This is a genomic window from Synechococcus sp. CS-1328, from assembly GCF_025128095.1.
Taxonomy (GTDB): Bacteria; Cyanobacteriota; Cyanobacteriia; order PCC-6307; family Cyanobiaceae; genus CBW1002.
In genome coordinates, this window is record NZ_JAHLYT010000060.1 from 18,390 (window position 1) to 42,616 (window position 24,227).

At 67.4% G+C, this 24,227-nt stretch carries 27 protein-coding genes; 13 read left to right on the top strand and 14 right to left on the bottom strand.

What is annotated here, in order from left to right; genetic code table 11:
- Positions 1-29: 29 nt before the first annotated feature.
- From KQ310_RS11255 to KQ310_RS11280, 6 genes are read left to right on the top strand one after another with little or no spacing between them, the layout of a single operon-like run.
- Positions 30-317 (top strand): hypothetical protein, encoded by a 288-nt coding sequence (locus KQ310_RS11255; RefSeq protein ID WP_259721841.1) that lies wholly within the window; start codon positions 30-32, stop codon positions 315-317.
- On the top strand, positions 314-1,156 hold the full coding sequence (locus KQ310_RS11260; protein ID WP_259721842.1) for an FHA domain-containing protein: 843 nt from the start codon (positions 314-316) through the stop codon (positions 1,154-1,156). The genes KQ310_RS11255 and KQ310_RS11260 overlap by 4 nt, the downstream gene beginning before the upstream one ends.
- The gene (locus tag KQ310_RS11265) at positions 1,153-2,484 is read left to right on the top strand and encodes a protein kinase domain-containing protein (protein ID WP_259721843.1); all 1,332 of its coding nucleotides are present in this window, start codon (positions 1,153-1,155) and stop codon (positions 2,482-2,484) included. Before KQ310_RS11260 ends, KQ310_RS11265 begins: the two co-directional genes overlap by 4 nt.
- Positions 2,485-2,504: 20 nt before the next feature.
- Positions 2,505-3,242, top strand: coding sequence for a VWA domain-containing protein (locus KQ310_RS11270; RefSeq protein WP_259721844.1), 738 nt, complete (start codon positions 2,505-2,507; stop codon positions 3,240-3,242).
- Positions 3,236-4,801 carry a protein phosphatase 2C domain-containing protein gene (locus KQ310_RS11275; protein WP_259721845.1) on the top strand — a complete coding sequence of 522 codons (1,566 nt, stop codon included), beginning with the start codon at positions 3,236-3,238 and terminating at the stop codon, positions 4,799-4,801. The genes KQ310_RS11270 and KQ310_RS11275 overlap by 7 nt, the downstream gene beginning before the upstream one ends.
- 10 nt (positions 4,802-4,811) lie before the next feature.
- Positions 4,812-5,849, top strand: a complete 1,038-nt coding sequence (locus KQ310_RS11280; protein ID WP_259721846.1) for a hypothetical protein — start codon at positions 4,812-4,814, stop codon at positions 5,847-5,849.
- Positions 5,850-6,087: 238 nt separating this feature from the next.
- On the opposite strand, the gene KQ310_RS11285 is transcribed toward KQ310_RS11280, so the two are convergent.
- Positions 6,088-6,630, bottom strand: coding sequence for a 30S ribosomal protein PSRP-3 (locus KQ310_RS11285; RefSeq protein WP_399238193.1), 543 nt, complete (start codon positions 6,628-6,630; stop codon positions 6,088-6,090).
- Positions 6,631-6,691: 61 nt separating this feature from the next.
- Between KQ310_RS11285 and KQ310_RS11290 the strand changes: the two genes are divergently transcribed.
- Together KQ310_RS11290 and KQ310_RS11295 are read left to right on the top strand one after the other, a co-directional pair.
- On the top strand, positions 6,692-7,351 hold the full coding sequence (locus tag KQ310_RS11290) for a transaldolase family protein (protein WP_259721847.1): 660 nt from the start codon (positions 6,692-6,694) through the stop codon (positions 7,349-7,351).
- A 13-nt stretch (positions 7,352-7,364) separates the two neighbouring features.
- Entirely contained in the window at positions 7,365-8,165 is an 801-nt protein-coding gene (locus tag KQ310_RS11295; protein ID WP_259721848.1) for a TIGR01548 family HAD-type hydrolase, read from the top strand.
- Here the strand turns inward: KQ310_RS11295 and KQ310_RS11300 are convergent.
- A complete protein-coding gene (locus tag KQ310_RS11300) occupies positions 8,137-9,480 on the bottom strand; it encodes an aminopeptidase P N-terminal domain-containing protein (RefSeq protein WP_259721849.1) in 1,344 nt (447 codons plus the stop codon). The two genes, KQ310_RS11295 and KQ310_RS11300, sit on opposite strands and share 29 nt — an antisense overlap.
- Positions 9,481-9,654: 174 nt before the next feature.
- On the opposite strand from KQ310_RS11300, the gene KQ310_RS11305 reads away from it, so the two are divergent.
- The 5 genes from KQ310_RS11305 (at position 9,655) to ald (ending at position 15,607) form a co-directional block, all read left to right on the top strand.
- Entirely contained in the window at positions 9,655-10,692 is a 1,038-nt protein-coding gene (locus KQ310_RS11305; protein WP_259721850.1) for a CNNM domain-containing protein, read from the top strand.
- Positions 10,692-12,023 (top strand): GTP-binding protein, encoded by a 1,332-nt coding sequence (locus KQ310_RS11310; protein WP_259721885.1) that lies wholly within the window; start codon positions 10,692-10,694, stop codon positions 12,021-12,023. The genes KQ310_RS11305 and KQ310_RS11310 overlap by 1 nt, the downstream gene beginning before the upstream one ends.
- A gap of 11 nt (positions 12,024-12,034) precedes the next feature.
- Complete coding sequence (locus KQ310_RS11315) at positions 12,035-12,601, top strand: nicotinate-nucleotide adenylyltransferase (protein WP_259721851.1); 567 nt, start codon at positions 12,035-12,037, stop codon at positions 12,599-12,601.
- 113 nt (positions 12,602-12,714) lie between these two features.
- On the top strand, positions 12,715-14,400 hold the full coding sequence (locus KQ310_RS11320; RefSeq protein ID WP_259721852.1) for an NAD+ synthase: 1,686 nt from the start codon (positions 12,715-12,717) through the stop codon (positions 14,398-14,400).
- Positions 14,401-14,467: 67 nt separating this feature from the next.
- The gene (gene ald, locus KQ310_RS11325) at positions 14,468-15,607 is read left to right on the top strand and encodes an alanine dehydrogenase (RefSeq protein ID WP_259721853.1); all 1,140 of its coding nucleotides are present in this window, start codon (positions 14,468-14,470) and stop codon (positions 15,605-15,607) included.
- 29 nt (positions 15,608-15,636) lie between these two features.
- On the opposite strand, the gene KQ310_RS11330 is transcribed toward ald, so the two are convergent.
- The 12 genes from KQ310_RS11330 to KQ310_RS11385 form a co-directional block, all read right to left on the bottom strand.
- On the bottom strand, positions 15,637-16,695 hold the full coding sequence (locus tag KQ310_RS11330; RefSeq protein WP_259721854.1) for a DUF3326 domain-containing protein: 1,059 nt from the start codon (positions 16,693-16,695) through the stop codon (positions 15,637-15,639).
- Positions 16,692-16,895: a hypothetical protein gene (locus KQ310_RS11335; RefSeq protein ID WP_259721855.1), complete on the bottom strand. Its 204-nt coding sequence runs from the start codon at positions 16,893-16,895 to the stop codon at positions 16,692-16,694. The genes KQ310_RS11330 and KQ310_RS11335 overlap by 4 nt, the downstream gene beginning before the upstream one ends.
- A complete protein-coding gene (locus tag KQ310_RS11340; RefSeq protein WP_259721856.1) occupies positions 16,892-17,221 on the bottom strand; it encodes a 2Fe-2S iron-sulfur cluster binding domain-containing protein in 330 nt (109 codons plus the stop codon). Before KQ310_RS11340 ends, KQ310_RS11335 begins: the two co-directional genes overlap by 4 nt.
- Before the next feature lie 16 nt (positions 17,222-17,237).
- A complete protein-coding gene (locus tag KQ310_RS11345; protein ID WP_259721886.1) occupies positions 17,238-17,954 on the bottom strand; it encodes a 2OG-Fe(II) oxygenase family protein in 717 nt (238 codons plus the stop codon).
- 316 nt (positions 17,955-18,270) lie between these two features.
- Positions 18,271-19,224: a F0F1 ATP synthase subunit gamma gene (locus KQ310_RS11350; protein ID WP_259721857.1), complete on the bottom strand. Its 954-nt coding sequence runs from the start codon at positions 19,222-19,224 to the stop codon at positions 18,271-18,273.
- Positions 19,225-19,237: 13 nt separating this feature from the next.
- Positions 19,238-20,755, bottom strand: a complete 1,518-nt coding sequence (gene atpA / locus KQ310_RS11355) for a F0F1 ATP synthase subunit alpha (protein WP_259721858.1) — start codon at positions 20,753-20,755, stop codon at positions 19,238-19,240.
- Positions 20,756-20,815: 60 nt separating this feature from the next.
- Positions 20,816-21,364 carry an ATP synthase F1 subunit delta gene (gene atpH / locus KQ310_RS11360; RefSeq protein ID WP_259721859.1) on the bottom strand — a complete coding sequence of 183 codons (549 nt, stop codon included), beginning with the start codon at positions 21,362-21,364 and terminating at the stop codon, positions 20,816-20,818.
- Complete coding sequence (locus KQ310_RS11365) at positions 21,364-21,888, bottom strand: F0F1 ATP synthase subunit B (RefSeq protein WP_259721860.1); 525 nt, start codon at positions 21,886-21,888, stop codon at positions 21,364-21,366. Before KQ310_RS11365 ends, atpH begins: the two co-directional genes overlap by 1 nt.
- A complete protein-coding gene (locus KQ310_RS11370) occupies positions 21,885-22,358 on the bottom strand; it encodes a F0F1 ATP synthase subunit B' (RefSeq protein ID WP_259721861.1) in 474 nt (157 codons plus the stop codon). The genes KQ310_RS11365 and KQ310_RS11370 overlap by 4 nt, the downstream gene beginning before the upstream one ends.
- Before the next feature lie 127 nt (positions 22,359-22,485).
- Positions 22,486-22,734 (bottom strand): ATP synthase F0 subunit C, encoded by a 249-nt coding sequence (gene atpE, locus KQ310_RS11375; protein ID WP_106502337.1) that lies wholly within the window; start codon positions 22,732-22,734, stop codon positions 22,486-22,488.
- Between the two features lie 173 nt (positions 22,735-22,907).
- The gene (gene atpB / locus KQ310_RS11380) at positions 22,908-23,636 is read right to left on the bottom strand and encodes a F0F1 ATP synthase subunit A (protein WP_259721862.1); all 729 of its coding nucleotides are present in this window, start codon (positions 23,634-23,636) and stop codon (positions 22,908-22,910) included.
- Between the two features lie 86 nt (positions 23,637-23,722).
- Positions 23,723-24,058: a hypothetical protein gene (locus tag KQ310_RS11385; RefSeq protein WP_259721863.1), complete on the bottom strand. Its 336-nt coding sequence runs from the start codon at positions 24,056-24,058 to the stop codon at positions 23,723-23,725.
- Positions 24,059-24,227: the final 169 nt, after the last annotated feature.

The window sequence follows — 24,227 nt, forward strand, 5'->3', positions numbered from 1 at the left end:
GGCGACGGCCCCATAGGCTACGGACAGCGATGGCGGGAAAACGGGTGGAGCGCCAGCGGGATCCCTGGGAGCCCTTCCGGCTGTGGCTGGCCCTCACGATCGGGCTCTACGCCCTGCGCGCCAGCTTCGCGGCGACCTGGCTCGGGGCGATCCCCGGCTGGGTGCTGCTGACCCTGGTGCTCCTGGCCCTGGCCCTGGCCAGCAATGCCCTGTTGTTCCCGGGCCGCGTCGTGCCCTACCGCGAGGGGGACGGGGGCTGGTGGGCAGACCTGCGCGAAGACTGGCAGCTCTGGTGGCAGCGCCGTCGCGGCCCATGACCAACCCAGCCCCACCACCACCTCGTGCCCGCCTGATCCGGCAGGGCGAACCGGGCAACAGCGTGCCGCTCGATTCCGGTCGGCCCCTGAGCATCGGCCGCGACCCGGCCAATCAGCTCTGCCTGCCGAACGCGTCGGGGCTGTCGCGTCGTCATGCGGAGATCCGCAGCTCCAGCGACAACACGGGCTGGGTGATCGCGGATCAGGGCAGCGCCAACGGCACCTACGTGGGCCGCCAGCGGATCACAGCCCCCCATCCCCTGCAGGACGGCGATCGGATCCAGCTGGGCCGCAACGGGCCGGTGTTCTTGTTTCAGCTGGAGCCCGCCACTGCTCTGAAGAGCACCGCTGCGAGCGCAACTGGTTCGCAGGCCACGGCTTCCAAGCCCAGTGCTGCAAAGAGCACTTCTGGGCAGATCACTTCTGGGCAGACCATTTCTGGAAAGACCAGTGCTGCCAGGCCGGCGCCGCCGCCAGTCCTGGCAGCGCAAGCTGCGGGATCCGCCCCTGCAGAGATCGACATCGGTGGGGAGCGGATCGGCCTCGATCGGATCCGCTCGGCCGAGCTGCGCAGCCTGGCCCTCCACCCCCACATCTTCAGCTGGTGGGTGCTCGTCTGCCTCGGCGGCCTGCTGCTGCTGCCCTTTCCGCTGGTGTTCTGGCCCCTGCAGGTGGCAGCCCTGGCCGGCGCGGTGCTGCTGGGCTCGCGCAAGCAGCACGTTCTGGTGGTGGTGCTGCGCGACGGGCTGGCCTACCGGCGCAGCTTCTCCAACCGGATCACCGCCCTGTCGCACCGCAATGGCATTCGCCGGGCCCTGGGCCAGACGGTGGAGCCATGACCTGGATCCTGCCGTTGGGCGAGACCCTGCAGATGGAGGAACTCAGCAGCCCGATCCGAATCCTGCGCGCCCTGGGGGGCGGCACCCAGGGCCAGGTGTTCGCGGTGGAGGTGGACGGCGAAGCTCTGGCCCTGAAGTGGTATCTGCCGGCCTGCCTGGCCCGTGATCCCCAGCTGGCCCGCCGCCTCAGCGCCAGCATTCGCGCCACGGCCCCCAATCAGGATTTCCTCTGGCCGATCGCCCTGCTGCACCCGACCGCCACCAGCCGTGCTCAGATCCGCTGCCGCGACGCCGGTTTCGGTTATCTGATGGACCTGAGACCCGCGGACTACGTGGGTGCCCATGAGCACGTCGCGGGCCGGCTCGAGATCAGCCTGCGCTCGGTGCTGCGGGCCTGCTTCTTCCTGGCTGACGCCTTCCATGCCCTGCACCTGCGCGGCCTCTGTTACAAGGACATCTCCCTGGGCAACCTGTTCCTCCAGCCCGGCAGCGGCCGCATCCTGATCTGCGACAACGACAACGTCGACGTGGACGGGCGTGATCCAGGCAGCGTGCTGGGCACTCCGGGGTTCATGGCTCCCGAGGTGCTGCTGGGCCAGGCCCGCCCCGGCGCCGACAGCGATCTGTTCTCGCTGGCGGTGCTGATTTTCAGGCTGCTCACCCGCCACGATCCCCTACGGGGACAGCGAGAGCTGGCGATTCGCTGCCTCGATGAACCCGCCCGCCGCCGCCTCTACGGCGAAGACCCCCTGTTCATCTTTGATCCGGCCGATCCGTCCAACCGACCCGATCCGATCGAGCACACCGCCGCCCTGATCACCTGGCCGATCTACCCGGAGCGGCTCAAGGGCCTGTTCGAGCAGACCTTCTGCCGCGGCCTGCGCCAGCCCAGCCTGCGGGCCCTGACGGGCCAGTGGCGACGGGCCCTGTCGATCACCCTGGACCAGCGGCAACTCTGCCGGGCCTGCGGCCAGGAAGTCTTCCCCGAACCGCAGTGTGCCGGAACCTGCTGGAGCTGCGGCTCGCCGCTGCAGCCAGTCCTGCGGCTGCAGCTGGCCCATGGGGAGGTGATCGCCGCACCGGACAACGAGCTGCATCCCCATCACTTCGATGCCCTGCTGCCCGAGAGCCTGCTCACCCCCCTGGCGCGGGTGGAGGCCCACCCCGGCGACGCCACAATCATGGGGGTGCGCAACCTCTCGACGGAACCCTGGAGCGTGGAGCTGCTCGACGGCGCCGTGGTGCCGTTGCAACCCCAAAAAACCTGTAATCTCGCGCCCGTGCGACGGCTCACCACGCCGGCCGGGGCGATCACGGTGCTGCGCTGACCCCTGGCCCGTTGTGCCCCATGCCCTTCCCCAACGTTCGCCTCGCCAACCGACCGCTCCACTTCCTCTACCTGTGCGACTGCTCCGGTTCGATGGCAGCCCAGGGCAAGATGCAGGCGCTCAACCAGGCGATTCGCCAGTCGCTGCCGGGCATGACCGAGGTGGCACGTCAGAACCCGGAAGCCCGGCTGCTGGTGCGGGCGGTGCGCTTCGCCGACCAGGCCCACTGGCACATCGCCGAGCCCACGCCGGTGGAACAGCTCAGCTGGATCGACCTTGAGGCCGGCGGCGTCACCGCCATGGGCGAGGCCCTCGAACTGGTGGCGGCCGCCCTGCAGACGCCGCCGATGGAGGAGCGGGCTCTGCCGCCGGTGCTCGTACTGATCTCGGATGGCCAACCCACCGATGATTTCGATCGCGGCCTGCGCACGTTGCTCCGCCAGCCCTGGGCCCAGAAGGCGGTGCGGCTGGCGATTGCCCTCGGCCACGATGCCGATCTGGAGGTGCTGCAGCAGTTCATCGGCCAGGATCCCGGCGGCAGCGGCCGATCAGCGCGGCGCCCGTTACAGGCCGGCAACGCCACCTCCCTGGCCCAGTACATCCAGTGGGCCTCCACGGCCGTGGTGAACGCCGCCTCCATGCCCGCCAGCCGCATGGTGCCGTCGGCAGAGACCGCAGCCCCAGGCCCCATCCCCCTGCCGGATCTGCCCCCCACCGTGCTCGATCCCACCGACGACGTCGGTCCCCTGGTGTGGTGAGCCCCTGGCAGCCGGCCAGGATCTGCAGCCGCCCCGGAGCCGCCCACCAACGCCGCGGCCAGGTCTGCCAGGACTGGAGCGCGGCCGTCAAACTGCGCAGCCTCGATGGCCTGCCCGTGCAGGTGATGGCCGTGGCCGATGGCCACGGTGGCGCCCGCTACCACCGCAGCGACATCGGCAGCCGCCTTGCCTGCACTGCCGCCCTGACGGCCGTGGCCGCCACGCTGGAGACCAGTCGTCTGGCCGACAGTGCCACTGGCCAGCCGATGGAGCAGTGGCGACGGTGGCTGCAACAGGACTTGCCCCAGTCCATCATCACCAGGTGGCGACAGGCGGTGGAGGCCGACCGAGCCAGCCGGCCGGAGCCGGACAACGCAGCAGAGCAGGAGAACGCCTCCGAGCTGGAGAGCGCAGGTGCGGACGGTTCGTTGGCCTACGGCACCACCCTGGGGCTGGTGGTGATGACACCGCACTGGTGGGGCCACACCGGTCTGGGCGACTGGGACCTGGCGCGGGTGGATGCCCAGGGAGTCGCCGTGCTGCTGGACGAGGAACCGAACGACCCAGCCTCACCGGGGGAAGCCACCGGCAGCCTCTGCCTGCCTGGCGCGGCCTTGCTGTTTGCGTCGCGCTCCGGACTGCACCGGCTCGAGACTGTGCAGGCGCGCTTCGCGCTGCTGCTCAGCACCGATGGACTGCGCAAGTCCTGCGCCACTGATCCTGATTTCCTGGCACTTACAGCGTTCCTGGTGAGCGCAGTCCAAGCGGGATCGACGGCTCCGGCCCATGCGTTGGATCAAGCGGCCGCACCGGCAGACGCTCCAGAGGCAAGCCAGGAGCCCTATGACCTTCCCAGCCTGCTGGATCGGATCAGCCGCGAGGGCAGCGGCGACGATGTGACCGTGGCCATGACCTGGTTCGAGCCTAAGGACGCGATCGCGAGGGCTGAGCAAGCAACCGCTGAGCCAACACCCGCGGAACCCGCAACAGCGAAACCAGCAACGGTTCAGCCAGCAGCGTCTCAGCCAGCCACCGAAGCCAGCGATTCTCCTGAAGTTGGTTCCTCTGCCGTCGCTGGCATGGCGCGACCATCCACTCCACGCCTCCTGCCAGGTCTCAGTCTGGCGCTTGCAGGGGGGCTGGCTCTCTCGAGCTCATTGGGGCTGCTTGGGCACCTGTCACCACCGAGGCCTGCCACCCCTCTGAACACGGAGCCGACACCCCGTGAATCCCTGCAGCCTGAGCCCCTGCCACCTGAGCCGGTTCGTCGGTTGGTTCAGAAACTCTGCCAGGGTTCACCCGCCGCGATCCGAGGCACCCTGCGCAACCGCCGCGCCCAGTTCGAGGGGCTGGGGCGGGGCACAATCGCTCCTGATCTTCTCAACGCAACCAGCACCAGCGATCCCCTCGGCGCCCTGATCGCGGCCAGCTTCGATCCGGCCCAGCGCACGATGGTGCGCGGATCAGCCCTTCAGGCTCTGGGAGCCTGTGCACCGTTGCAGTCCGCCCTCCAGGAGCAATGGCAGCAGACCATGTCCAGCCCATCCCCATCCCGCTGATCCGCCTCCCATGAACGACTACCAGCTCGGTGCCGCCCTGCGGGAGCGGGTGCTGCAGCTTCGTTCCCAGAACCTGCCGATTGAGGGCCGTCGTCTGCAGGGGCTGGTGGGTGACCTCTGCGGCAGCGAGCAGAGCGCCCTGCTGCCGGCGCTGCGCCATCTGGTGTTGTCCGCCGCCTTCCACAGCGGTGCCAGCCAGGCCAGGCCCCTTGCGGATCCGCGCCTGGCGGCCCGGCTGATGGCGGAACTACGCGAGGTGTTCGCTGTCACGATCTGTGCCCGCATGGAGGGGGTGGTGCTGGGCCTGCTGGCCCTGCCAGGGCCGATGGCCCCTTCAGGCTCAGCGGCCGAACCCCATCCAGCCATGCCCCGGCAAACCGCTGCGGTGCCAGTGGCGGTAGCAGCCGTTCAACCGCCCGTGGTGCCACAGATGCCGGCTGCAGCACCAGCCGCCGATGACTTCTATGTCATCGAAACACCGAAGGCATCAGGCGGCAGCCGCGGCCTCGTGGCCTTCCTCGCCTTCCTCACCGGCAGCCTCAGCGTGGCACTGGTGGCCGTGGTGCTGTGGATGCAGCAGTCTGCGCAGCAGAGCGCCCTGCAACCGATCGCGCCGGTGCTTCGCCAACCGGTGGCAACCCCCACCCCCGCACCCGTGAGCCAGCCGGAGCCCCCGCAGGCGCCAGAGCTGCCCGAACCTGAACCCACCCCTGCGGCCGCCACGGCGGAGCAGGCCATGGAAAGCATCCGCAGCGTCTACGAGAGCCTCAGCCGCAAAGACTTCGAGCAGGCCCGTCAGTGGTTCGCCGGCGCGGCAGCCGACCAGTTCGACGCCGCCTTCTTCGAGCAGTTCCAACAGGTGAGCGTGTCGGATCTGCAGACCACCGGCAGCAACGGCAGCAGCCTCACCCTCGATGGGGTGGTCACCTTCGTCTACCCGGATGGCACCAGCCAGAGCGAGACACGCAGCTTCACGGTGGACACCGCCAGCTCGCCGGCCCTGATCACCAACAGTGCCTTCGTCCGGGTGCTGCAGTCGCGCCGGTGATTCCAAATCTCTGAATTCAGAGCTCTGAATTCAGAGCACTAAATCAAGAGCACCGAATCAAGACCGCTGAATCAAGATCACTGAACCAGAACGCTGATTCCAGCCCGATCAAACAGCAAGATCCCCAAACAAAAAATCCGGTGGTTAGGACCTGCGTGGCCTAATCACCGGATGAAAAAAGCCGATCAGGGCACCATGGGACTCGATTCAGAGGCCCAATGGAACTCCAGCGAAAGGATCAGGCGGTCCCGCAGAAGGTGACATCGGGGAACTTGAGCTTGGCCTCGTCGAGGCTCTTGCCCTTGCCCTCCTCTTGCCAGTAGTTGATCACTTCGGTGGCCTTGTTGAGGATTTCCACCCGCTCGTTATCGGTGATCCAGCTCTTGGCTTCCAGCTCGGACTTCAGGGTTTCCCAGGCATCTTCCCGGGGCCAGAAGAAATAGGCGGTGAGTGGGCTGGGGCCCCCACCCACGATCTGATCCACCGCCAGGGCGACGTTGTCCGGCAGCCAGAGGATCTTCAGCAGGAAGCGGCCCTCATCGGCCTTGGGGGTGTAGCCGGAAGGTACGCCATCTTCATCGATGGTGGCCGTGGCCAGGGCGGCGCTGCCACCGCGCATCACCGGACGGCCCTGGGTGGCGGTGTCGGCGGCAGGGGCATCGGCAGCGGCGGCCACTTCGGCGGGGGCCTCCGTCACGGCAGCGGCACTGGAGCTTTCAGCACCGGCGCTGGCGCTCTCGGCGCTGGCGATCTCAGTGGCCGTCATGGTTTCGGCGCTCAAGGAACAAGGTCAAACAAGTAACCTACCAGCCGCCAAGGCGCGACCGGCGCGATTCCCGCCCATGACGCTGCGCCTGTTCCTCGATTCCGCCGACCCCAACGACTGGGAGGCGTGGCTGCCCAGCGGGCTGTTTTTTGGGATCACCACCAATCCCAGCCTGCTCAGAAAGGCTGGCCAGCCCTGTGATTCAGACCATCTGCGCCAACTCAGTCGCCGCGCTCTCGAACTGGGAGCCCAGGAACTGCATCTCCAGGCCTGGGGCAGCAGCACCGCCGAACTGGTGCGCTGTGGCACTGCCCTGCATGCCATCGCCCCAGACCGCATCGTCGTGAAAGTGCCGGTGACCAGCACGGGTGCAGCGGCGGCGAAACAGCTGATCAGCTCGGCCATCCCCGTCACGTTCACCGCCTGTTACGAAGCACCCCAGGTGTTGATCGCCGCCGCCCTGGAAGCCCGCTACATCGCCCCCTACCTCGGGCGCATCAGCGACCTGGGGCGCGATGGTCACGCCGAGCTGATCACCATGCAGCGCTGCCTCGATGGCGTGGGATCTTCCGTGCGGCTGCTGGTGGCCAGCCTGCGCCAGGCCAGCGACCTGAGCCGCCTGGCGGCGGCAGGGATGACCACCTTCACCATGAGCCCAGCCATCGCCGCAGGGCTGTTCGCCAGTGAAGCCACCGATGCCGCCGCCGCCCAGTTCGAGCAGGATGCGATCGCCTGATCGGCACCGCCTGATGTCCCCCCGTGCCGTTCTGCTCTTCGACATCGACGGTGTGATCCGGGATGTTGGCGGCAGTTATCGGCGCGCCATCGTGGAGACGGTGCACCATTTCAGCGGCCAGCGCCCGGATGCCAGTGCCATCGACAGCCTCAAAAGTGAAGGCTGCTGGAACAACGACTGGGAAGCCTCGCTGGAGTTGCTGCGCCGCTCGGGCCATAGCCCGCTCCCGGCCTTCGAAACCCTGGTGGACGTGTTTGGCTGCTTCTACTTCGGCGGCGACCCCGAGGGGGATTCAGGTCTGTGGCAGGGCTTCATCGGCAGCGAGCCGCTGTTGGTGGAATCGGATTTCTTTGCTGCGTTGACCAGGGCCAACGTGGCCTGGGGCTTTGTCAGCGGCGCGGAGCCTCCGTCCTGCCGCTACGTGCTGGAGACACGGCTGGGGCTGCGCGAGCCCCCGCTGGTCGCCATGGGCCAGGCCCCCGACAAGCCCGATCCCACGGGCCTGCTGCGGCTTGCCAGCCAGCTCGCGGGCGCAGCGCTGGATCAGGCGAGTCCGCCGATCGCCTACCTGGGCGACACCGTGGCGGATGTTCTCACCGTGCAGCGGGCTCGGCACCAGTGCCCTGCTGCCCGCTTTCTCAGCCTGGCCGTCGCCCCACCCCACCTGCAGACCCCGGAAGCCATCGAGCTCCGGGCTGCCTATGAAGCCCGGCTGATCGAAGCCGGAGCCGATGTGGTGCTGCCCTGCACCCGGGCCCTCGAACCCGAAGCCCTCGTCCGCTGGCTCAGCGCTCCATCGCCGCCGGCGCCTTGAGGGCGGCAGCGGTGAGGATCTCGTGGCCCTGCTCCATCACAGCCACATCATCCTCGATGCGGATGCCGATCCCCTTCCAGCGCTCCTCGATCGCCGGCTGGCCTTCCGGCACTGGCAACCGATCGCTCACGTAGAGCCCCGGCTCCACGGTGAGCACCATGCCGGGCTCGAGCGCCACCGGATGCTCGCCCAGCCGATAAGCGCCCACATCGTGCACATCCAGGCCCAGCCAGTGGCCGGTGCGGTGCATGTAGAGATGGCGGTAGGCGCCCTGCTCGATCACGCTGTCGGCCGAGCCCCGCAGCAGGCCCAGCTCCAGCAGGCCCTCCACCAGCACCCGCACCGCCGTGTCGTGCACCTGCTCGGCGGTGGCCTCCGGCCGCACCACCGCCACAGCCGCCTCCTGGGCCGCCAGCACCAGGTCGTAGAGGGCCCTCTGCTCGGCGCTGAAGCGGCCGCCCACCGGAAAGGTGCGGGTGATGTCGCCGTTGTAGTAGTCGCCCAGGCTGCAGCCGGCATCGATCAGCAGCAGATCGCCATCCCGCAGTTCGGCAGCATTGGCGGTGTAGTGCAACACGCAGGCGTTGTCGCCGCCGGCGACGATCGAGCCATAGGCCGATCCGCGCGCGCCCCGTTCGAGGAAGTGCTGCTCGATCACCGCCTGAACCTGCCGCTCCAGCAGCCCTGGCCGGGTCACCCGGCGCGCCAGTTCGTGGGCTTCGGCGGAGATCCGCGCCGCTTCCCGCAGCCGCTCCAGTTCCTCGGGGCTCTTGCGCAGACGTAACTCATGCAGCATCGGACAGGGAGCCACCAGCCCCAGGGCGGCGCTGCCGGTGCGGGGGGCCCGATCCAGCTGGTGGGCCCAGGCCTGCAGCACCAGCGGCTCCACCGCGGGATGCCGCCCCACCCGGAAGGCGATGCCCTCGGCACCCTTGAGATAGTCGGCCAGCCGCTGGGGCAGCTCGGCGATCGGATGGGCCCGATCAGCGCCGAAGCGCGCCACGGCCCCCTCACAACCCCAGCGAAACCCGTTCCACACCTCCGCGGCTGGATCCCTGGGTTCCACGAAGAGCACGAAGGGATGCTCGGGGCAATGGGGCAGGAACAGGGCCACCGCCCCTGGTTCATCGAAGCCCGTGAGATACCAGAAATCACTGTTCTGGCGGAAGGCATGCTCCACATCGGCGTGGTGCGTCGCCAGGGAGGAGGCCGGGATCACCGCCGCCACCCCACCGAGGCGGTTCAGGAAGCGCCCACGCCGCTCCGCGTAAGCCGCGGCGTCGATCGGAGGCGGGCAGGCCGTGGGGCTGGCCATGGGCGGCGGATCGGCTCGACAGCCAGAAGTTGGAACAGCCGGTTTAATACAGAGACCGCGCAAGCTGCGTGCCTTGGGCCCGGAACGGCCAGCACGCTTCCCGGTTGTTGACGCCGCCCCTGCGATCGCCCACCTCTCCACCACTTCCGTCCCCCCCCACGCGACCGCCGCCGGATGAACGATTACTTCGTCCTCGGCCTGTTGGTGGTGGTGATGCTGCTGGGCTCGTTTGTGTGCTCCGGTGTGGAGGCCGCCCTGCTCACCGTGAGCCCGATCCGGGTGCATGAGCTGGCCAATCGGGCCAAGCCATCCGGCAGCGCCCGCCGCCTCGAGCAGTTGCGCAACCGGCTCGGCCGCACCCTGTCGGTGCTGGTGATCGCCAACAACACCTTCAACATCTTCGGCAGCCTGATGGTGGGCGGCTACGCCAGCTTGGTGTTCAGCCGCCACAACGTCGACACCGTCGCCCTGCCGCTGTTCTCGGTGGGGCTCACCCTGCTGGTCATCCTGCTGGGCGAGATCCTGCCCAAGGCCCTCGGCAGCCGGCTGGCGCTGCCGGTGTCCCTGGCCAGCGCTCAGAGCCTGGCGCTGCTCCTGAAGCTGATGCTGCCCCTGGTGCTGGTACTGGAACGCCTCCTCCCTGGCATCAGCGACGAGAACGAGCTCAACACCGACGAAGAGGAAATCCGCCTGCTGGCAAGGCTCGGCTCCCAGAAAGGGCAGATCGAGGCCGACGAGGCCGCGATGATCGCCAAGGTGTTCCAGCTCAATGACCTCACCGCCAGGGATCTGATGGTGCCGCGGGTGGCGGCCCCCACCCTGCAGGGCCAGGCCAGCCTCGAGAGTCTGCGGTCCACCCTGCTGTCCAACCCGGCCTCCTGGTGGGTGGTGCTGGGCGAGGAGGTGGACGAGGTGCTGGGGGTGGCGAACCGCGAACGGCTGCTCAGTGCCCTGCTGCAGCAGGAGGGCGCGATGACCGCCGCCGAGCTGTGCGAGCCGGTGGAATACGTGCCGGAGATGATCCGCGCCGACCGGCTGCTCACCGGCTTCCGGCGGAACAGCAGCGGCATTCGCGTGGTGGTGGATGAATTCGGCGGCTTCGTGGGGGTGATCGGCGCCGATGCGGTGCTGGCGGTGCTGGCCGGCTGGTGGCGCCGCCCCCAGACCGGTGGGGACAACCTGGCCCCCAGCGTGGGGCAGGAACAGCCGTGATCACCTCCCCGAAGCTGACTCCGCCGCCCACTGCTGAGCGCTGCCTGCTGCTGCTGCGTCGCTGGCGGGCAGAGCTGCAACTCAGCGCTCGCGAAACCACCCTGCTCGGACCGGAGCTGGTGGGGGTGGACCGGCAACTGCAGCGTCTGGAGCAGAAGCAACCGCGCCTGGCGGTGTTCGGCCGGGTGGGGGTGGGGAAATCGAGCCTGCTCAATGCCCTGCTCGGCGAGGAGGCCTTTGCCACGGATGTGGCCCATGGCTGCACCCGCCGTCAGGAGAGCCGGCCCTGGCAGCAGCCGATCACGGGGCTGAGCGCCGTTGAGCTGGTCGACACGCCGGGCATCGACGAGATCGCCGCCGAAGCGCGTTCCCGGCTGGCGGCCCGCCTGGCCCTCGGCGCTGATCTGGTGCTGCTGGTGCTGGATGGTGATCTCACCAGCGTCGAGCTGGAGGCCCTTGAACCCCTGCTGGCCAGTGGCAAACCGCTGCTGCTGGTGCTCAACCGCTGCGACTGCTGGCCCGAGCAGGAACGCCAGGCGCTGCTGGCCAGCATCCGCCGCCGGCTGCCCGCCGCCGCCCGCACCCTGGAGCCGATCGCGGTGGCGGCAGCGCCGCGGCGGCCCCAACTGCTCGACGATGGCCGGGTGCGCAGCGTCCGCGAAGCCGCCCAGGTGGAGCCGCTGCGCCACACCCTGCGGCAACTGCTGAGCGATCACGGGCCCCTGTTGCTGGGCCTCAACGCCCTGCGGGCCGCCGATCGCTTCAGCCAGAGCCTTCACGCCCACCGCCTGCGCCAGGGCCGCCGCCACGCCCAGACCCTGATCGGCCGTTTCGCCGCCCTCAAAGCCACCGGGGTCGCTGCCAATCCGCTGCTGCTGCTCGATCTGGCCGGAGGCCTGGCCTGTGATACCGCCCTGGTGCTGCAGCTCTGCCAGCTCTACGGCCTGCCGATGACCAGCAGTGGCGCCCGCCAGCTGCTCTCGCGCCTCTCCGGCCACAACGCCCTGCTGGGCGGCGTTCAGCTGGGCCTGCAGCTGCTGCTGGGCGGCATGCGCCAGGTGCTGCTGCTGGCGGCGCCCTTCAGCGGTGGCCTCAGCCTCGCGCCGGCGGCGCCGGTGGCCCTGGCCCAGGCGGCCCTGGCCGTGCACACCACCCGTCGCACCGGCCGGCTCGCGGCCGCCGAGCTGCTGCGCAGCGCCAGCGGCGCCGGCCGGCCAGGCGCCCTGCTGCAGCGCCTCTGCGGCCAGGATCCGGAAGTGCGCCGCTGGCTGGCCAGCTGGCAGCAGGCGCCCGTCGCCCTGCCGCCGCGGCCCGCCAGCCTGCTGCCCTGAGCCGGCCACCGATGCCCGCTATAGCTCTGTTCGGCACCAGCGCCGATCCACCCACCCTCGGCCACCGCGCCCTGCTCGAGGGGCTGCTGACCTTGTATCCAGAGGTGGCGACCTGGGCCAGCGACAATCCCCTCAAGCACCATGCGGCCCCGCTGCCCATGCGAGCTGCCCTGCTCGAGGCCCTGGTGGCGGCGATCGGCAATCCCCGGCTGTGCCACCGGCAGGAGCTCAGCAGCCCCTGGACGATCGAAACCCTGGAGCGCGCCGCCCGGCGCTGGCCCCAGCACGAGCTGGTGTTCGTGGTGGGAAGCGATCTGGCCCCCCAGATCCCCCGCTGGAAAGCCGCCGATGCGATCCTGCGCCGCTGCCGCCTGGCGATCGCCCCGCGCCGGGGTTGGCCACTCACGACGGAGCAGCAGCAGGCGCTGCGAGAGCTGGGGGCAACGCTGGAGCTGCTGCCGCTGGAGATTCCCGCCACGGCCAGCTCAGCAGTGCGCCGCTGCCCCGATCCAGCCCAGGTGCCGCCGGAGCTGCGCCCCCTCCTGCTGCAGCACAATCTCTATGGCTTCACGGGCTGATCGTCCTGCGGCAGGCTGATGCAGCAGCGGCAGCCTGGTCCAGGTGCACCAACCTGATCTGACTGCGGCCGCTGCAGCCCCCTGTCCTTCCCCTCGCGCCGCTCCCGCCGCCGATGCGTCTTGCTCTGGCCCAGATCGATCCCCTGGTGGGCGACCTGCGAGGCAACGGCGCCCGCATCCTGACGGCTTGCCAGGAGGCGGCGAGCGCTGGCGCCGATCTGGTGCTGACGCCGGAGCTGTCGCTCTGGGGCTATCCGCCCCGCGACCTGCTGCTGCGCGCCAGCCTGGTGCAGCGTCAGGGTGAAGAGCTCGACCGACTCGCTGCCTCACTCCCCGCGGAGCTGGCGGTGCTGGTGGGGGTGGTGGAACCGGTGGAAGATGACGGGGTGCCGGGCCTCTACAACAGCCTGGCCCTGGTGGAGCCGGGCCAGTGGCGCTTCGTGGCCCGCAAACGGCTGCTGCCCACCTACGACGTTTTCGACGAGCAGCGCTATTTCCGCAGCGGCACCAGTGCCGCCGTGCTGGAGCTGGTACGCAACGGCCGCCCGTGGCGCCTCGGGCTGACGATCTGCGAAGACCTGTGGGTGGACGAGCACCTGCAGGGCCACCGCCTCGCCGGCGCCGACCCGATCGCGGCACTGCTGCCGCACCGGCTTGATCTGCTGCTCAACCTCTCGGCCTCCCCCTTCGGCCAGGAGAAGGTGGCCCTGCGGCAAACCCTGGCCTCACGCGCCGCGACACGCCTCGGCTGCCCGGTGGTCTACGTCAACCAGGTGGGCGGCAACGACGAACTGGTGTTCGACGGCGTCAGCTTCGTGGTGGATGGCGAAGGGAAGCTGGTGGCTCGCCTGCCCTGCGCCCGTGAAGCCCTCGGCTTCTGGGACGCCGCTCGCGACCAGACCAACGCCATCGCACCATTGCCCGAGCGGCTCGAGCAGATCTTCCGCGTGCTGGTGCTGGGGGTGCGCGATTACGCCAGCAAGTGCGGGTTCCAGCGGGCGTTGCTGGGCCTGAGCGGCGGCATCGATTCGGCCCTGGTGGCGGTGATCGCCGCCGCGGCCCTGGGCCCCGAGCAGGTGCAGGTGCTGCGGATGCCCTCCCCCTGGAGCTCCGCCGGGTCCCTCAGCGACGCCGCAGCCCTGATCGAACGGCTGCACCTGGCCAGCAGCACCCTGCCGATCGCCGCGCTGATGAACAGCTTCGACACGGTGCTGACACCAGCGCTTGGGGAGGCCCCCCGGGGAATCACGGCGGAGAACCTGCAATCCCGCATCCGCGGCACGCTGCTGATGGCCCTGGCCAACCAGGAGGGCCGGCTGCTGCTCTCCACCGGCAATAAATCGGAGCTGGCGGTGGGCTACTGCACCCTCTACGGCGACATGAACGGCGGCCTGGCCGTGATCGGCGATCTCTACAAAAGCACCGTGTTTGCGCTCTGCGCCTGGCTGGACAGCCCCGCCGCAGGCCCCTGCCGCCGCGAGCTGGGTCTGCCCGAGGGCGGCGATCTGGTGGGCAGTTCCATCCGCGACAAGCCCCCCAGCGCCGAGCTGCGGCCCGACCAGCGCGACAGCGATTCCCTGCCGGACTACGCCGTGCTCGATCCGCTGCTGAAGGCCTACATCGAACAGCTGCGCACCCCCGAGCAGTTGATCGAGGCCGGCACCGACGCCGCCCTAGCCGAACGGGTGCATCGGCTGCTGCGACTGGCCGAATTCAAGCGTCGCCAGGCTGCACCGCTGCTGAAAGTGAGCGCTCGGGCCTTCGGCAGCGGCTGGCGGATGCCGATCGCCGCACGCTGATCCCGTCACGAAAGCGTGGCAGTTCGGCCCCGGCCCCGCCAATCTGGTGCAAGCCCTGCAGTGGTCCATGACAGCACCCGGCCTGACGGCCCCGATGGCCAGCATCGGTGTGCCCACGGAAATCAAGCGGGACGAGCAGCGGGTGGCGCTCAGTCCTGATGGGGTGCGCGAGCTGGTAGGCCAGGGCATGGAGGTGCGGGTGCAGGAGGGCGCCGGGCTCGGCGCCGGCATCGCCGACGACGACTACGCCGCCGCCGGGGCCCATCTGGTGAGCTGCGAGGACGCCTGGGGCGCGCATCTGGTGGTGAAGGTGAAAGAACCGCAACCGGAGGAGTTCCGCTATCTGCGCAGCGACCTGGTGCTGTTCACCTACCTCCATCTGGCCGCCTATCCCGAGGTGGGCGAGGCCCTGCTGGAGGCCGGCACCACCGCGGTGGCCTACGAAACCGTGCAGCTCGAAGACGGCAGCCTGCCGCTGCTGGCGCCCATGAGCGAGATCGCCGGGCGCATCGCCGCCCAGGTGGGCGCCCACCTGCTGGAAAAACCCCACGGTGGCCGCGGCGTGCTGATCGGCGGCTGTACCGGCGTCCGGCCGGCGCGGGTGGTGGTGCTGGGCGCCGGCACGGTGGGCTGGCATGCGGCGCGGCTGGCGGCGGCGATGGATGCGGAGGTGTTCCTGCTGGATCACTCGCCCCAGCGCCTGCGCCGGCTGGAGGCCGACCGCAAGGGCCGCCTGGTGAGCCTGGTGAGCAGCCGCGGTTTGATTGAGCGGTTGGTGCCGGGAGCAGATCTGCTGATCGGCGCCGTGCTCACCCCCGGCGGCCGGGCCCCCACCCTGGTGGAGGAGGAGCTGGTGCAGCGCATGAAGGCCGGCTCGGTGATCGTGGACGTGGCGATCGATCAGGGGGGCTGCATCGCCACCAGCCGCGAGACCACCCACACCGAACCGGTGGTGACCATCCATGGCGTGCAGCACTACGCCGTGGGCAACATGCCTGGCGCGGTGCCCTTCACCTCCACCGAAGCACTGGTGAGCGTCACATTGCCCTACATCCTGGTGATGGCGGGCCGCGGGCTGGCCGAGGCGGTCACCGACCGGCCCGAGTTGCTCTCGGGTCTGAACACCGTCAATGGGGCCGTCTGCCATCCGGGTGTGGCCAAGGCCCTGGGGGTGTCACCGCGCCACCCGATGGCCTGTCTGCGCTGAGTACCGCTCAGGCGAGACGCCCCAGGGGCTCAGGCGAGGCGCCCCAGGGGCCGCCGCAGGCTGGCGGGATCGATCCCCTCGCGCAGGGCCAGGACCAGACCCGCCGCCTCGGCGTAGGTCTCAACCTCCAACACCGGCAGGCCCAGCGCCGCCCCGTCCACCGCCAGCACACAGGGATTGCCGCGCACGGCGATCAGCGGCACTCCCCGCTCCGCGCAGGCCAGCACGGCTTCCCCCCCCAGGGCCGTCGCCGGCGCCACCACCGCACCGATATCCGCGGAGCGGATCAGCCCACCCGCCCTGAAGGCGGCCGGTTCGCTCACCAGATCGGGGGACCGGCTCAGGCCCACCAGAACGCAGGGCAGAAAGGTGTGGCCCAGCTCCTCTGCCGCTGCCCGCGGATCGAGACTGGGATCGAGCGGCAGCGGCGCCAGAGCCGGTGCGTGGGCACAGGGGCAACCCAGATGGCGACTGAGCAGATGGCTGATCACGGCCTCGGCACCGGCCAGCCCATCGACCCCCGCCCCCTGGCGGTAGGCCGCCAGGGCCTCGCTCTCGGGCTCATCGGGAAAGCGGGCCACCACGGCGATCGCCGTGGCCCCAGCCGCCACCAGCTGCTCTCCCGCCCGCAGCAGCAGATCAGGGCGCGCCAGGGAGCCCCAGCTGGCACCACTGGGTCCGAGCGACAGGCTCACCTCCAGCGGCGCCTCAGTGGTGCGCACCGGGCCGATCGCCAGTCCAAGGCTGGCGCGGCAGGCATCGGCCGCCTGCAGATGGCGGCGGCGCAGGGGCTCCTCAATGCCGGCATCCAGCAGCAGGCCCACCCGCCGCGCTGGAACCGGCGCCAGGGCCAGCTCCCCTGCAGCGAAGCGATTCAGGCTCCAGCCCTCCACGTAGTGCAGCCGTGGATCGCTCCAGTAGAGCGCCGCCGCGTTCATCACGTTGGGATGGGTGATCAGGCAGCCACTGGCGGCCGCGAGCAGCCGGGCCGCCGGCAGACCATCACCCGCATAGCCGCCCACGGCACAACCCACGCCGGTGGGGATCACCAGAAGGGTGGGCAGCGGCGGCGCCGCGCGGTCGCTCAACAGACCGGCCCGGAGCTGAAAACCCACACCCCTTCGACCCTCAGACCCCGATCAGGATCCACCGCCGTGATCGCCCAGCGCAGGGGCTCGGCGCCACCGGATTGAGCGGCCAGGGAGGCACGAACCTGGGGCAACAGAGCACCGGCAGCGGGCTTCAGCCACAACTCCAGAGGCTCCAGGCGCGTCAGCGCGTCACTCACTTCTGGAACTGACCGAACTGGAGCTCATAGAGGGCATCTTCCTGGCCGGCGAGCAGATCCAGGTCGCTGCGGGGGAATGACACACACAGCAGCGCATAGCCCTGCTCCTGCAGCTCCAGCTTCACTCCCATGGCATCGGGCTGGTGCACACTGCCGCTGCGGAGCAGGGCAGCACAGGTGGTGCACACACCTGAGCAGCAGGAACTGGGCAACGGCACGCCCGCTGCTTCAGCCGCGGCGAGCACGGTCTGATCGGATCGGCATGGAAAGGTGTGTGGCGTGCCGTCGATCTCGGCGGTGACACTGAAGCTGGAGGGATCGGACACGAGCGGGATCGGACGGTCAGGCGCGCAGCCCATCTTCCCCGATGGCCTGCCACTGGCTGGGATGGGGCGCCAGGTACTCCGGCGGCGTGGAGCCTGGCGCAGCGGGCGGTGCGGTAAGCACAAAATCAAGACTGATCGAAAACCTGTGGTCGTCGGGCTCGTGGTTCTCCAGCACGGCGTGATCCAGGCAGGAGGGAAACAGCAGCAGCAGACCGGCCCGTGGCGCCACATCCACCCAGGCCGCATTGAGGGGAGAGGCGCCATCGATCGGGCCGTCATGGCCCACCGCCAGGCCCGGCACCAACTCGTTCACCTGGCGGGCTGGAAACAGACGCAGACAGCCATGGTGGCCGCTGCCATCGCCATTGAGGTAATAAACAGCGCTGAGATGCGCATTGGGATGGTGGTGGCGGCCCACCACCTGCCCGGCCTCGCTCACGACAGGCCAACAGCGCTGCAGATGGAGCGACACCTCCGAGCAGGAGAAACCCAGGGCGTCGAGATAGCCCTGGGCATGGCCGGCGATCTCGGCCACCAACGGCGCAAAGACCGGGTGGCGGTGCAACTGCCAGACCCCATTGAGGTCCCCGGTCCAGGCGCAGCCGGGATCGGGGTTGGAGGCAGACGCGCCGCGCAGGTCACAAATCGCCTGAATCTGCAGGGCCGTGTCGAGCGGATCGACCGCCCGCTGCACCTGGCCGAGCGCGGTGGGGAACAGGGCCTGGATCGCCAGGCCGCCGCCCCGTGCAGTCGGCCCAAGCCGCTGAGCGGCAGCACGAGGACCCGATTTTGAAGGCATCCCACCCTGATCGCTCATCAGCAAGGCCTGCAAGCACACCCCTGGATCCTGCCAAGCCGAACATCCAGGCCACAAACAGCCGGGCACAACAAGCCAACAGGCAGAAAAGCAGCCATCAAAAAAGCCGTTCCCGAAAGTCGGAAACGGCCGTCTGATCAGCAGGTGCGGGTCGGAAGATGCGGGCCTGCAGGTGCAAATGAGCCGAGAGAGGATCTCCGCTCAGAAGGCAACAAACCAGGCCATCAACAGATCAGGTCATCGCCACGGAACCACCGACCACCTCGAGGATCTCCTGGGTGATCGCTGCCTGGCGGGCCTTGTTGTAATCCAGCGTCAGGCTCTTGGCGAGGGCCTTGGCATTGTCGCTGGCGTTGTTCATCGCCGTCATCCTGCTGGCCAGCTCAGAAGCCGCGGCCTCCTGCAAGGAGCGCAGCAACTGATTCTCCAGATAGAGAGGCAGCAGGGCATTGAGCAGCTGCTCCGGGCTCTGGTCGAAGACGATGTCCGAGGGGATCTCGGGCTGTTCGTTGGCAGCACCGCCTCCATCCACAGCCACGGTCAGGCGACCTTCGCGGGTGGTGAGCCGGAAGATCTCATCCTCGGGGGTGGCGATGCCCTGGGGATCCAGTGGCAGCAGGGTTTGCACCACGGGCTTGGAACTGACCAGGTTGATGAACTTGGTGAAGATGATCTCGACCCTGTCGGTACTGGCAGAGAGAAACTCAGCCAATACTTCCGTGGCAATACCACCCGCTTCGCTGGCGTTGGGAACCTGCTCAAGACCGGTGAAGGTGGCCCGGATCGGGTAGCTGCGGTTCTGGAAGTAGGTGATTGCCTTGCGGCCGATCAGCACCAGATCGACGCTGTAACCCTGCTGCTTGAGCTCAGCAAAGCGTTGCTCGGTGCGTTTGATGATGTTGGCGTTGTAGCCACCGCAGAGGCCACGGTCTCCTGTCACAGACAGCAGCGTGATCGTGCGCAGCTCGCGGGATTCAAGCAGGGGGGAATCGGCATCTTCGAAGCGCATGCGCGACTGAAGATTCTCCAGCACCCGTGCCAGCCGATCGGCAAATGGACGGCTGCGCAATACCTGCTCCTGGGCGCGCCGCACTTTGGCGGCAGCCACGAGACGCATGGCCTCGGTGATCTTGCGCGTGTTCTTGACCGAACCAATGCGGTCGCGGATTTCCTTGAGATTTGCCATGGTTACGCCCTCCTCAGACGGTGGCGAGCATGGACGACTTCACCTCGTTGATCCCTTCCTTGAGCATGGCTTCAGCCTCTTCGCTGAGCTGCTTCTCGGTCTGGATCTTGGAGATGAACTCGGGCTTGTTGGTCTTGAGATACTCGCGCAGTTCACGGCAGAACTGCACCACAGACTCCACAGGAACCTCGTCGATCAGACCCTTGACTCCGGCGTAGACCACCGCCACCTGTTCGGCCAGGATCAGGGGGCTGAACTGGGGCTGCTTGAGAATCTCGCGCAGGCGCTTACCGCGCGCCAGTTGCTTCTGGGTAGCGGCGTCGAGGTCGGAGGCGAACTGGGAGAAGGCAGCCAGTTCATCAAACTGAGCCAGCTCCAGCTTCAGGGTACCGGCGATCTTCTTGATCGCCTTGGTCTGGGCTGCACCACCCACCCGGCTGACGGAGATACCCACGTTGATGGCGGGCCGCAGACCGGAGTTGAACAGATCGGAGCTGAGGAACACCTGGCCATCCGTGATCGAGATCACGTTGGTCGGGATATAGGCGGACACGTCGCCGGCCTGAGTTTCGATGATCGGCAGAGCGGTCATGCTGCCCTTGCCCATGGCATCGCTCAGCTTGGCGGCGCGCTCCAGCAGGCGGCTGTGGCAATAGAACACGTCGCCGGGATAGGCCTCACGACCGGGGGGACGACGCAGCAGCAGCGACATCTGGCGGTAGGCCTGGGCCTGCTTGGTGAGGTCGTCGTAGATCACCAGGGTGGCCTTGCCCTTGTACATGAACGACTCGGCCAGGGCCGCGCCGGTGTAGGGAGCCAGATACTGAAGCGCGGCAGCTTCAGAAGCGCTGGCTGCGACCACGATGGTGTAGTCGAGGGCGCCCTTCTCGCGCAGCACTTCGACCACATTGGCGACGGAGGCGTTCTTCTGGCCGATCGCCACATAGACGCAAACGACGTCCTGGCCCTTCTGGTTGATGATCGTGTCGATGCCGATCGCCGTCTTGCCGGTCTGGCGGTCACCGATGATCAGCTCGCGCTGTCCGCGGCCAATCGGAATCATGGCGTCGATGGCGGTGATGCCGGTCTGCATGGGCTCATGCACCGACTTGCGCTGGATGATGCCCGGCGCCATCGACTCGATCAGACGCGTTTCGGTGGTGGCGATCTCACCCTTGCCATCAATGGGCTGGCCCAGGGCATTCACCACCCGGCCCAGCATCGCGTCGCCAACGGGCACCGAGGCGATCTTGCCGGTGGCCTTCACCGTGCTGCCTTCGCGGATGCCCAGTCCCTCACCCATCAGCACGATGCCGACATTGTCGTCCTCAAGGTTGAGAGCAATGCCTTCGGTGCCGTCTTCGAATTCCACCAGTTCACCGGCCATCACCTGCTGGAGGCCGTAGACGCGAGAAATCCCATCGCCAACCTGCAGAACGGTTCCGACGTTGCTGACCGAGACGGATTTGTCGTAGTCCTCGATCTGCTGCTTGAGGATCGCGCTGATCTCGTCGGGGCGGATGGAAACCATGGGTGGAAATCCCCGGCAGGGGACAGGAGGGGAAAAAGGCGGAAGGAGAAATGGGAGGAGCTAGCTCACCTTGACCAGGGCCAGACCGAGGCGACGAACCTGTCCGGACAGGCTGGCGTCGATCACCTGGGAACCGACGCTGACGGTGAAACCGCCGATCAGAGAGGGATCAACCTTCTGGACGACCTCAACCTGCTCGGTGGCGGCCACGGTCTTGATCTTGCTGGTGATCTGAGCCAGCTGTTCAGCACCGAGCTGGGTGGCCGAGGTCACCGTGGCCAGAGCGATCCTGTTCTGCTGGCGGTAGAGCTCAAGCAGACGCTCAAGCACCGCATCCAGCACTTCAATGCGCTGGCGATCGGCCAACAGCTTCAGCAGATTCAGGAAGGTGGGAGTCACCTGCTCTTCGAACAGTGCCTGCAGCGCACTCTTCTTGGCTTCGATCTCGATGACCGGCGAGGTCAGCGCCTCGCGCAGATCATCCGATTCATTCCAGAGAGCCAGGATCTGACGGGCCTGCTCGACGACCTGATCGGTTTCGTTATGGGCTTCAGCCACCTGCAGGAAGGCTTCGGCGTAGGGCGTGGTGATGGAGTTGAGCAGGGGCATCAGGCGTTACCCATCGATTGGATGGCCTGCTCGATGAAGCGGGCCTGGGCCTGGTCATCCAGCTTGCCGGGAAGGCTTGCGAGGGCCTTGTCAATGGCCAGCTGAGCGGCCTGGCGACGCAGCAGGGTGGTGACCCTGGCCGCTTCTGACTCCAGATCATTGCTGGAGCTCTGCTTGATCCGCGCCATATCCTCGATCGTGCGCTTCTCGATCTCCAGGCGGATCGACTGGGCACGCTCCTTGCCCTCAGCTCGGATCTGATCGGCCTTCTTCTGGGCCTGACCGAGATCCTGCTGGGCCGTTGCAAGAGAGGCAGTGGCCTTGGCCAGACGGTCCTCCGCGTCCTTCAGATCAGAAAGGATGAGGGCCCGGCGTCGCTCGAGGATGCCACCGAGAAAGCTGGGCAGGAACTTCCAGAGGCAGGCGATCACGATCGCCAGATTGATGATGTTGGATTCGAAGATGTTGAAGTTGAGGCCGAAGCCTCCCTCCGAAGCCATCACCAGGGGAATGGGGAGATTCATTTGGTGGCAGCCAGCAGACGATCGACGATCAGATCACCGAGTTGGTCGGCATCTCCCTGAAGCTGAGTCATGGCCGATTCCCGCTGGGAATCGATCTCACGACGCGCCTGTTCTCTGGACGCGTTGGACTCCGCCGTCGCAGTGGCCAGGGCATCGCGATAGAGACTATCGGATTCCTGTTCAGCGTCGAGGATCAGCTTCTGGGTATGGAGACGGGCCTCCTTGAGCTGCTCCTTCAGCTCAGTCTCCAGGCGCTCAACCTGAGCCAGCTTCTGCTTGGCCTCGGCACGACTGGTACTGATGTAATCCTCACGCTCTTCCACAACCCGACCGACCGGGCGGAAAAACAGGGCATTGAGAATGAAGGTGAGGATGACAATCTGCACCGCCATCAGCGGCAGAGTGGCATCGAGGTCGAACAGACCTCCTTCGGGTGCACCTGCTTCGGCAAGCAGAAGCCAGCTGGTCATGGGGCGGGGGTGGCGAGCGGACGTCCGGAGAAAAACCGGAGGGAGAACGCGGAGCGAATGGGAAACGATGCTTGCGAGGCCCAGGAAACAAACGGTTCCAGGGACCTCGGATCACATCCAGTTCCGATCAGCCGGCGAAGGGGTTGGCGAACAGCAGCACCAGGGCCACCACGAGGCCGTAGATGGTGAGAGCTTCCATGAAGGCCAGGGAGAGCAGCAGGGTGCCGCGGATCTTGCCTTCAGCTTCAGGCTGACGAGCGATGCCTTCGACAGCGCCGCCGGCAGCGGTGCCCTGACCGATACCGGGGCCGATGGCGCCAAGGCCGACGGCGAGACCAGCGGCCAGGACGGACGCAGCGGAGGTGATGGAATCCATGGTGGAAGGGGGGATGTGGAGCGCTGGGGTAGCGCTGGTTGAACCTGTCGCCAGCGGACGTCTCCTCCTTGGAGACGGGCCCGGACTGCAACCGGACCTGCGAGCAGGAGATTTAGCAGATCGCCTGAAAGGAGCCGCACGTTGCGGTGGGCTCAATCCAGGCAGAGAGGGGTTCAGTGTTGCTCTTCGTGCACAGCCTCGCCGATGTAATAGGCGGCGAGTGTGGCAAAGATCAAGGCCTGAATCGCACTGGTGAACAAGCCCAGGAACATGGCAGGCAGAGGAACGACCAGCGGCACAAGAAAAGCGAGCACCGCAACAACCAGTTCATCAGCCAGGATGTTGCCGAACAAACGGAACGACAGGCTGAGGGGCTTGGTGAAGTCCTCGACGATCTTGAACGGGAGCATGATCGGAGTCGGCTCCACGTAGTACTCGAAGTACCGGAAACCCTTTCGGCTCAGGCCTGCATAGAAGTAGGCCAGTGAGACCAGCAGCGCCAGGGCGATCGTGGTGTTGATGTCCGCCGTTGGAGCGCCGAGCTCACCACTGGGCAGATGGATCAGCTTCCAGGGCACCAGCGCACCACCCCAGTTGCTCACGAAGATGAACAGGAAGAGGGTGCCGATGAAGGGAAGCCAATCTCGGTAGGCCTTTTCACCGATCTGCTCGCGGGTCAGATCGCGGATGTAATCCCACAGGAACTCCAGGAGGTTCTGGGTTCCCTGGGGATCGCGGCTGAGCTTTCGGGTTCCGGCAACCACGAGGGCAAGCAGCGCGCCGATCACGACCCAGGAGCTCAGGAAAACCTGACCGTGGATCTTGAAATTCCCCAGTTGCCAGTAGAGGTGTTGACCAACCTCCAGCTCGGCAAAAGGGAGAACAAGTGGTAAGGCGACCATCTGGCTGGTGGGTTTCGGTGCCGCGCAGGCGGCGTTTCGGAAAACGACGGCGGAGCCGCCAGGCTTGAGCTAGCCGGTCATGATCTTCAGCTGTCAAAGACAGCGTTCAGAAGAATGGCCGGCTTGTAGAGCAGAAAGCCGATCAGGGCAGGCAGCATCTGCAACTCGGGCAGGCGCGCCGCAGCGAGCACAAGCACCACAGGCACAAGAAGCTGAAACTTGCCCACAGACTTCGATCCGTTACCGACGCGCTCAACACTGCGTGCAAGAAGCCGCAGATAAAGCAAGCCGGCCATGGCACCTACCAGCAGACTGCCGGCAGTGTCCAGATCAAAGCGGAGAGAGGTGATCACAACAGCCACCGCCGAAACGAGCAGCGTGGCCAGGATCAGGCGCTGCCGAAGCCGCGCATAGTCGTCCATCCCATTGGAGGCTGTGGCCTCCGGGGCATCGGACGTGAGAACAGAAGCCTCGACACTGACTGCAGGATGACCCGGATTCTCAATCTGAGGGACGGAGTCATGGAGAGACCCCGTCTCAGGATGAGAATTAAGTGAGTCCTGCAAGCCCGCTGAACCTCTGTTATGGCGC

Bases quoted from the DNA above. Each gene is read 5' to 3' on its own strand.
- KQ310_RS11255 (WP_259721841.1), top strand. From the start codon at position 30: ATGGCGGGAAAACGGGTGGAGCGCCAGCGGGATCCCTGGGAGCCCTTC.
- KQ310_RS11260 (WP_259721842.1), top strand. From the start codon at position 314: ATGACCAACCCAGCCCCACCACCACCTCGTGCCCGCCTGATCCGGCAG.
- KQ310_RS11265 (WP_259721843.1), top strand. From the start codon at position 1,153: ATGACCTGGATCCTGCCGTTGGGCGAGACCCTGCAGATGGAGGAACTC.
- KQ310_RS11270 (WP_259721844.1), top strand. From the start codon at position 2,505: ATGCCCTTCCCCAACGTTCGCCTCGCCAACCGACCGCTCCACTTCCTC.
- KQ310_RS11280 (WP_259721846.1), top strand. From the start codon at position 4,812: ATGAACGACTACCAGCTCGGTGCCGCCCTGCGGGAGCGGGTGCTGCAG.
- KQ310_RS11290 (WP_259721847.1), top strand. From the start codon at position 6,692: ATGACGCTGCGCCTGTTCCTCGATTCCGCCGACCCCAACGACTGGGAG.
- KQ310_RS11295 (WP_259721848.1), top strand. From the start codon at position 7,365: ATGTCCCCCCGTGCCGTTCTGCTCTTCGACATCGACGGTGTGATCCGG.
- KQ310_RS11300 (WP_259721849.1), bottom strand. From the start codon at position 9,480: ATGGCCAGCCCCACGGCCTGCCCGCCTCCGATCGACGCCGCGGCTTAC.
- KQ310_RS11305 (WP_259721850.1), top strand. From the start codon at position 9,655: ATGAACGATTACTTCGTCCTCGGCCTGTTGGTGGTGGTGATGCTGCTG.
- KQ310_RS11315 (WP_259721851.1), top strand. From the start codon at position 12,035: ATGCCCGCTATAGCTCTGTTCGGCACCAGCGCCGATCCACCCACCCTC.
- KQ310_RS11320 (WP_259721852.1), top strand. From the start codon at position 12,715: ATGCGTCTTGCTCTGGCCCAGATCGATCCCCTGGTGGGCGACCTGCGA.
- ald (WP_259721853.1), top strand. From the start codon at position 14,468: ATGACAGCACCCGGCCTGACGGCCCCGATGGCCAGCATCGGTGTGCCC.
- KQ310_RS11350 (WP_259721857.1), bottom strand. From the start codon at position 19,224: ATGGCAAATCTCAAGGAAATCCGCGACCGCATTGGTTCGGTCAAGAAC.
- atpA (WP_259721858.1), bottom strand. From the start codon at position 20,755: ATGGTTTCCATCCGCCCCGACGAGATCAGCGCGATCCTCAAGCAGCAG.
- atpH (WP_259721859.1), bottom strand. From the start codon at position 21,364: ATGCCCCTGCTCAACTCCATCACCACGCCCTACGCCGAAGCCTTCCTG.
- KQ310_RS11365 (WP_259721860.1), bottom strand. From the start codon at position 21,888: ATGAATCTCCCCATTCCCCTGGTGATGGCTTCGGAGGGAGGCTTCGGC.
- KQ310_RS11370 (WP_259721861.1), bottom strand. From the start codon at position 22,358: ATGACCAGCTGGCTTCTGCTTGCCGAAGCAGGTGCACCCGAAGGAGGT.
- atpE (WP_106502337.1), bottom strand. From the start codon at position 22,734: ATGGATTCCATCACCTCCGCTGCGTCCGTCCTGGCCGCTGGTCTCGCC.
- atpB (WP_259721862.1), bottom strand. From the start codon at position 23,636: ATGGTCGCCTTACCACTTGTTCTCCCTTTTGCCGAGCTGGAGGTTGGT.
- KQ310_RS11385 (WP_259721863.1), bottom strand. From the start codon at position 24,058: ATGGACGACTATGCGCGGCTTCGGCAGCGCCTGATCCTGGCCACGCTG.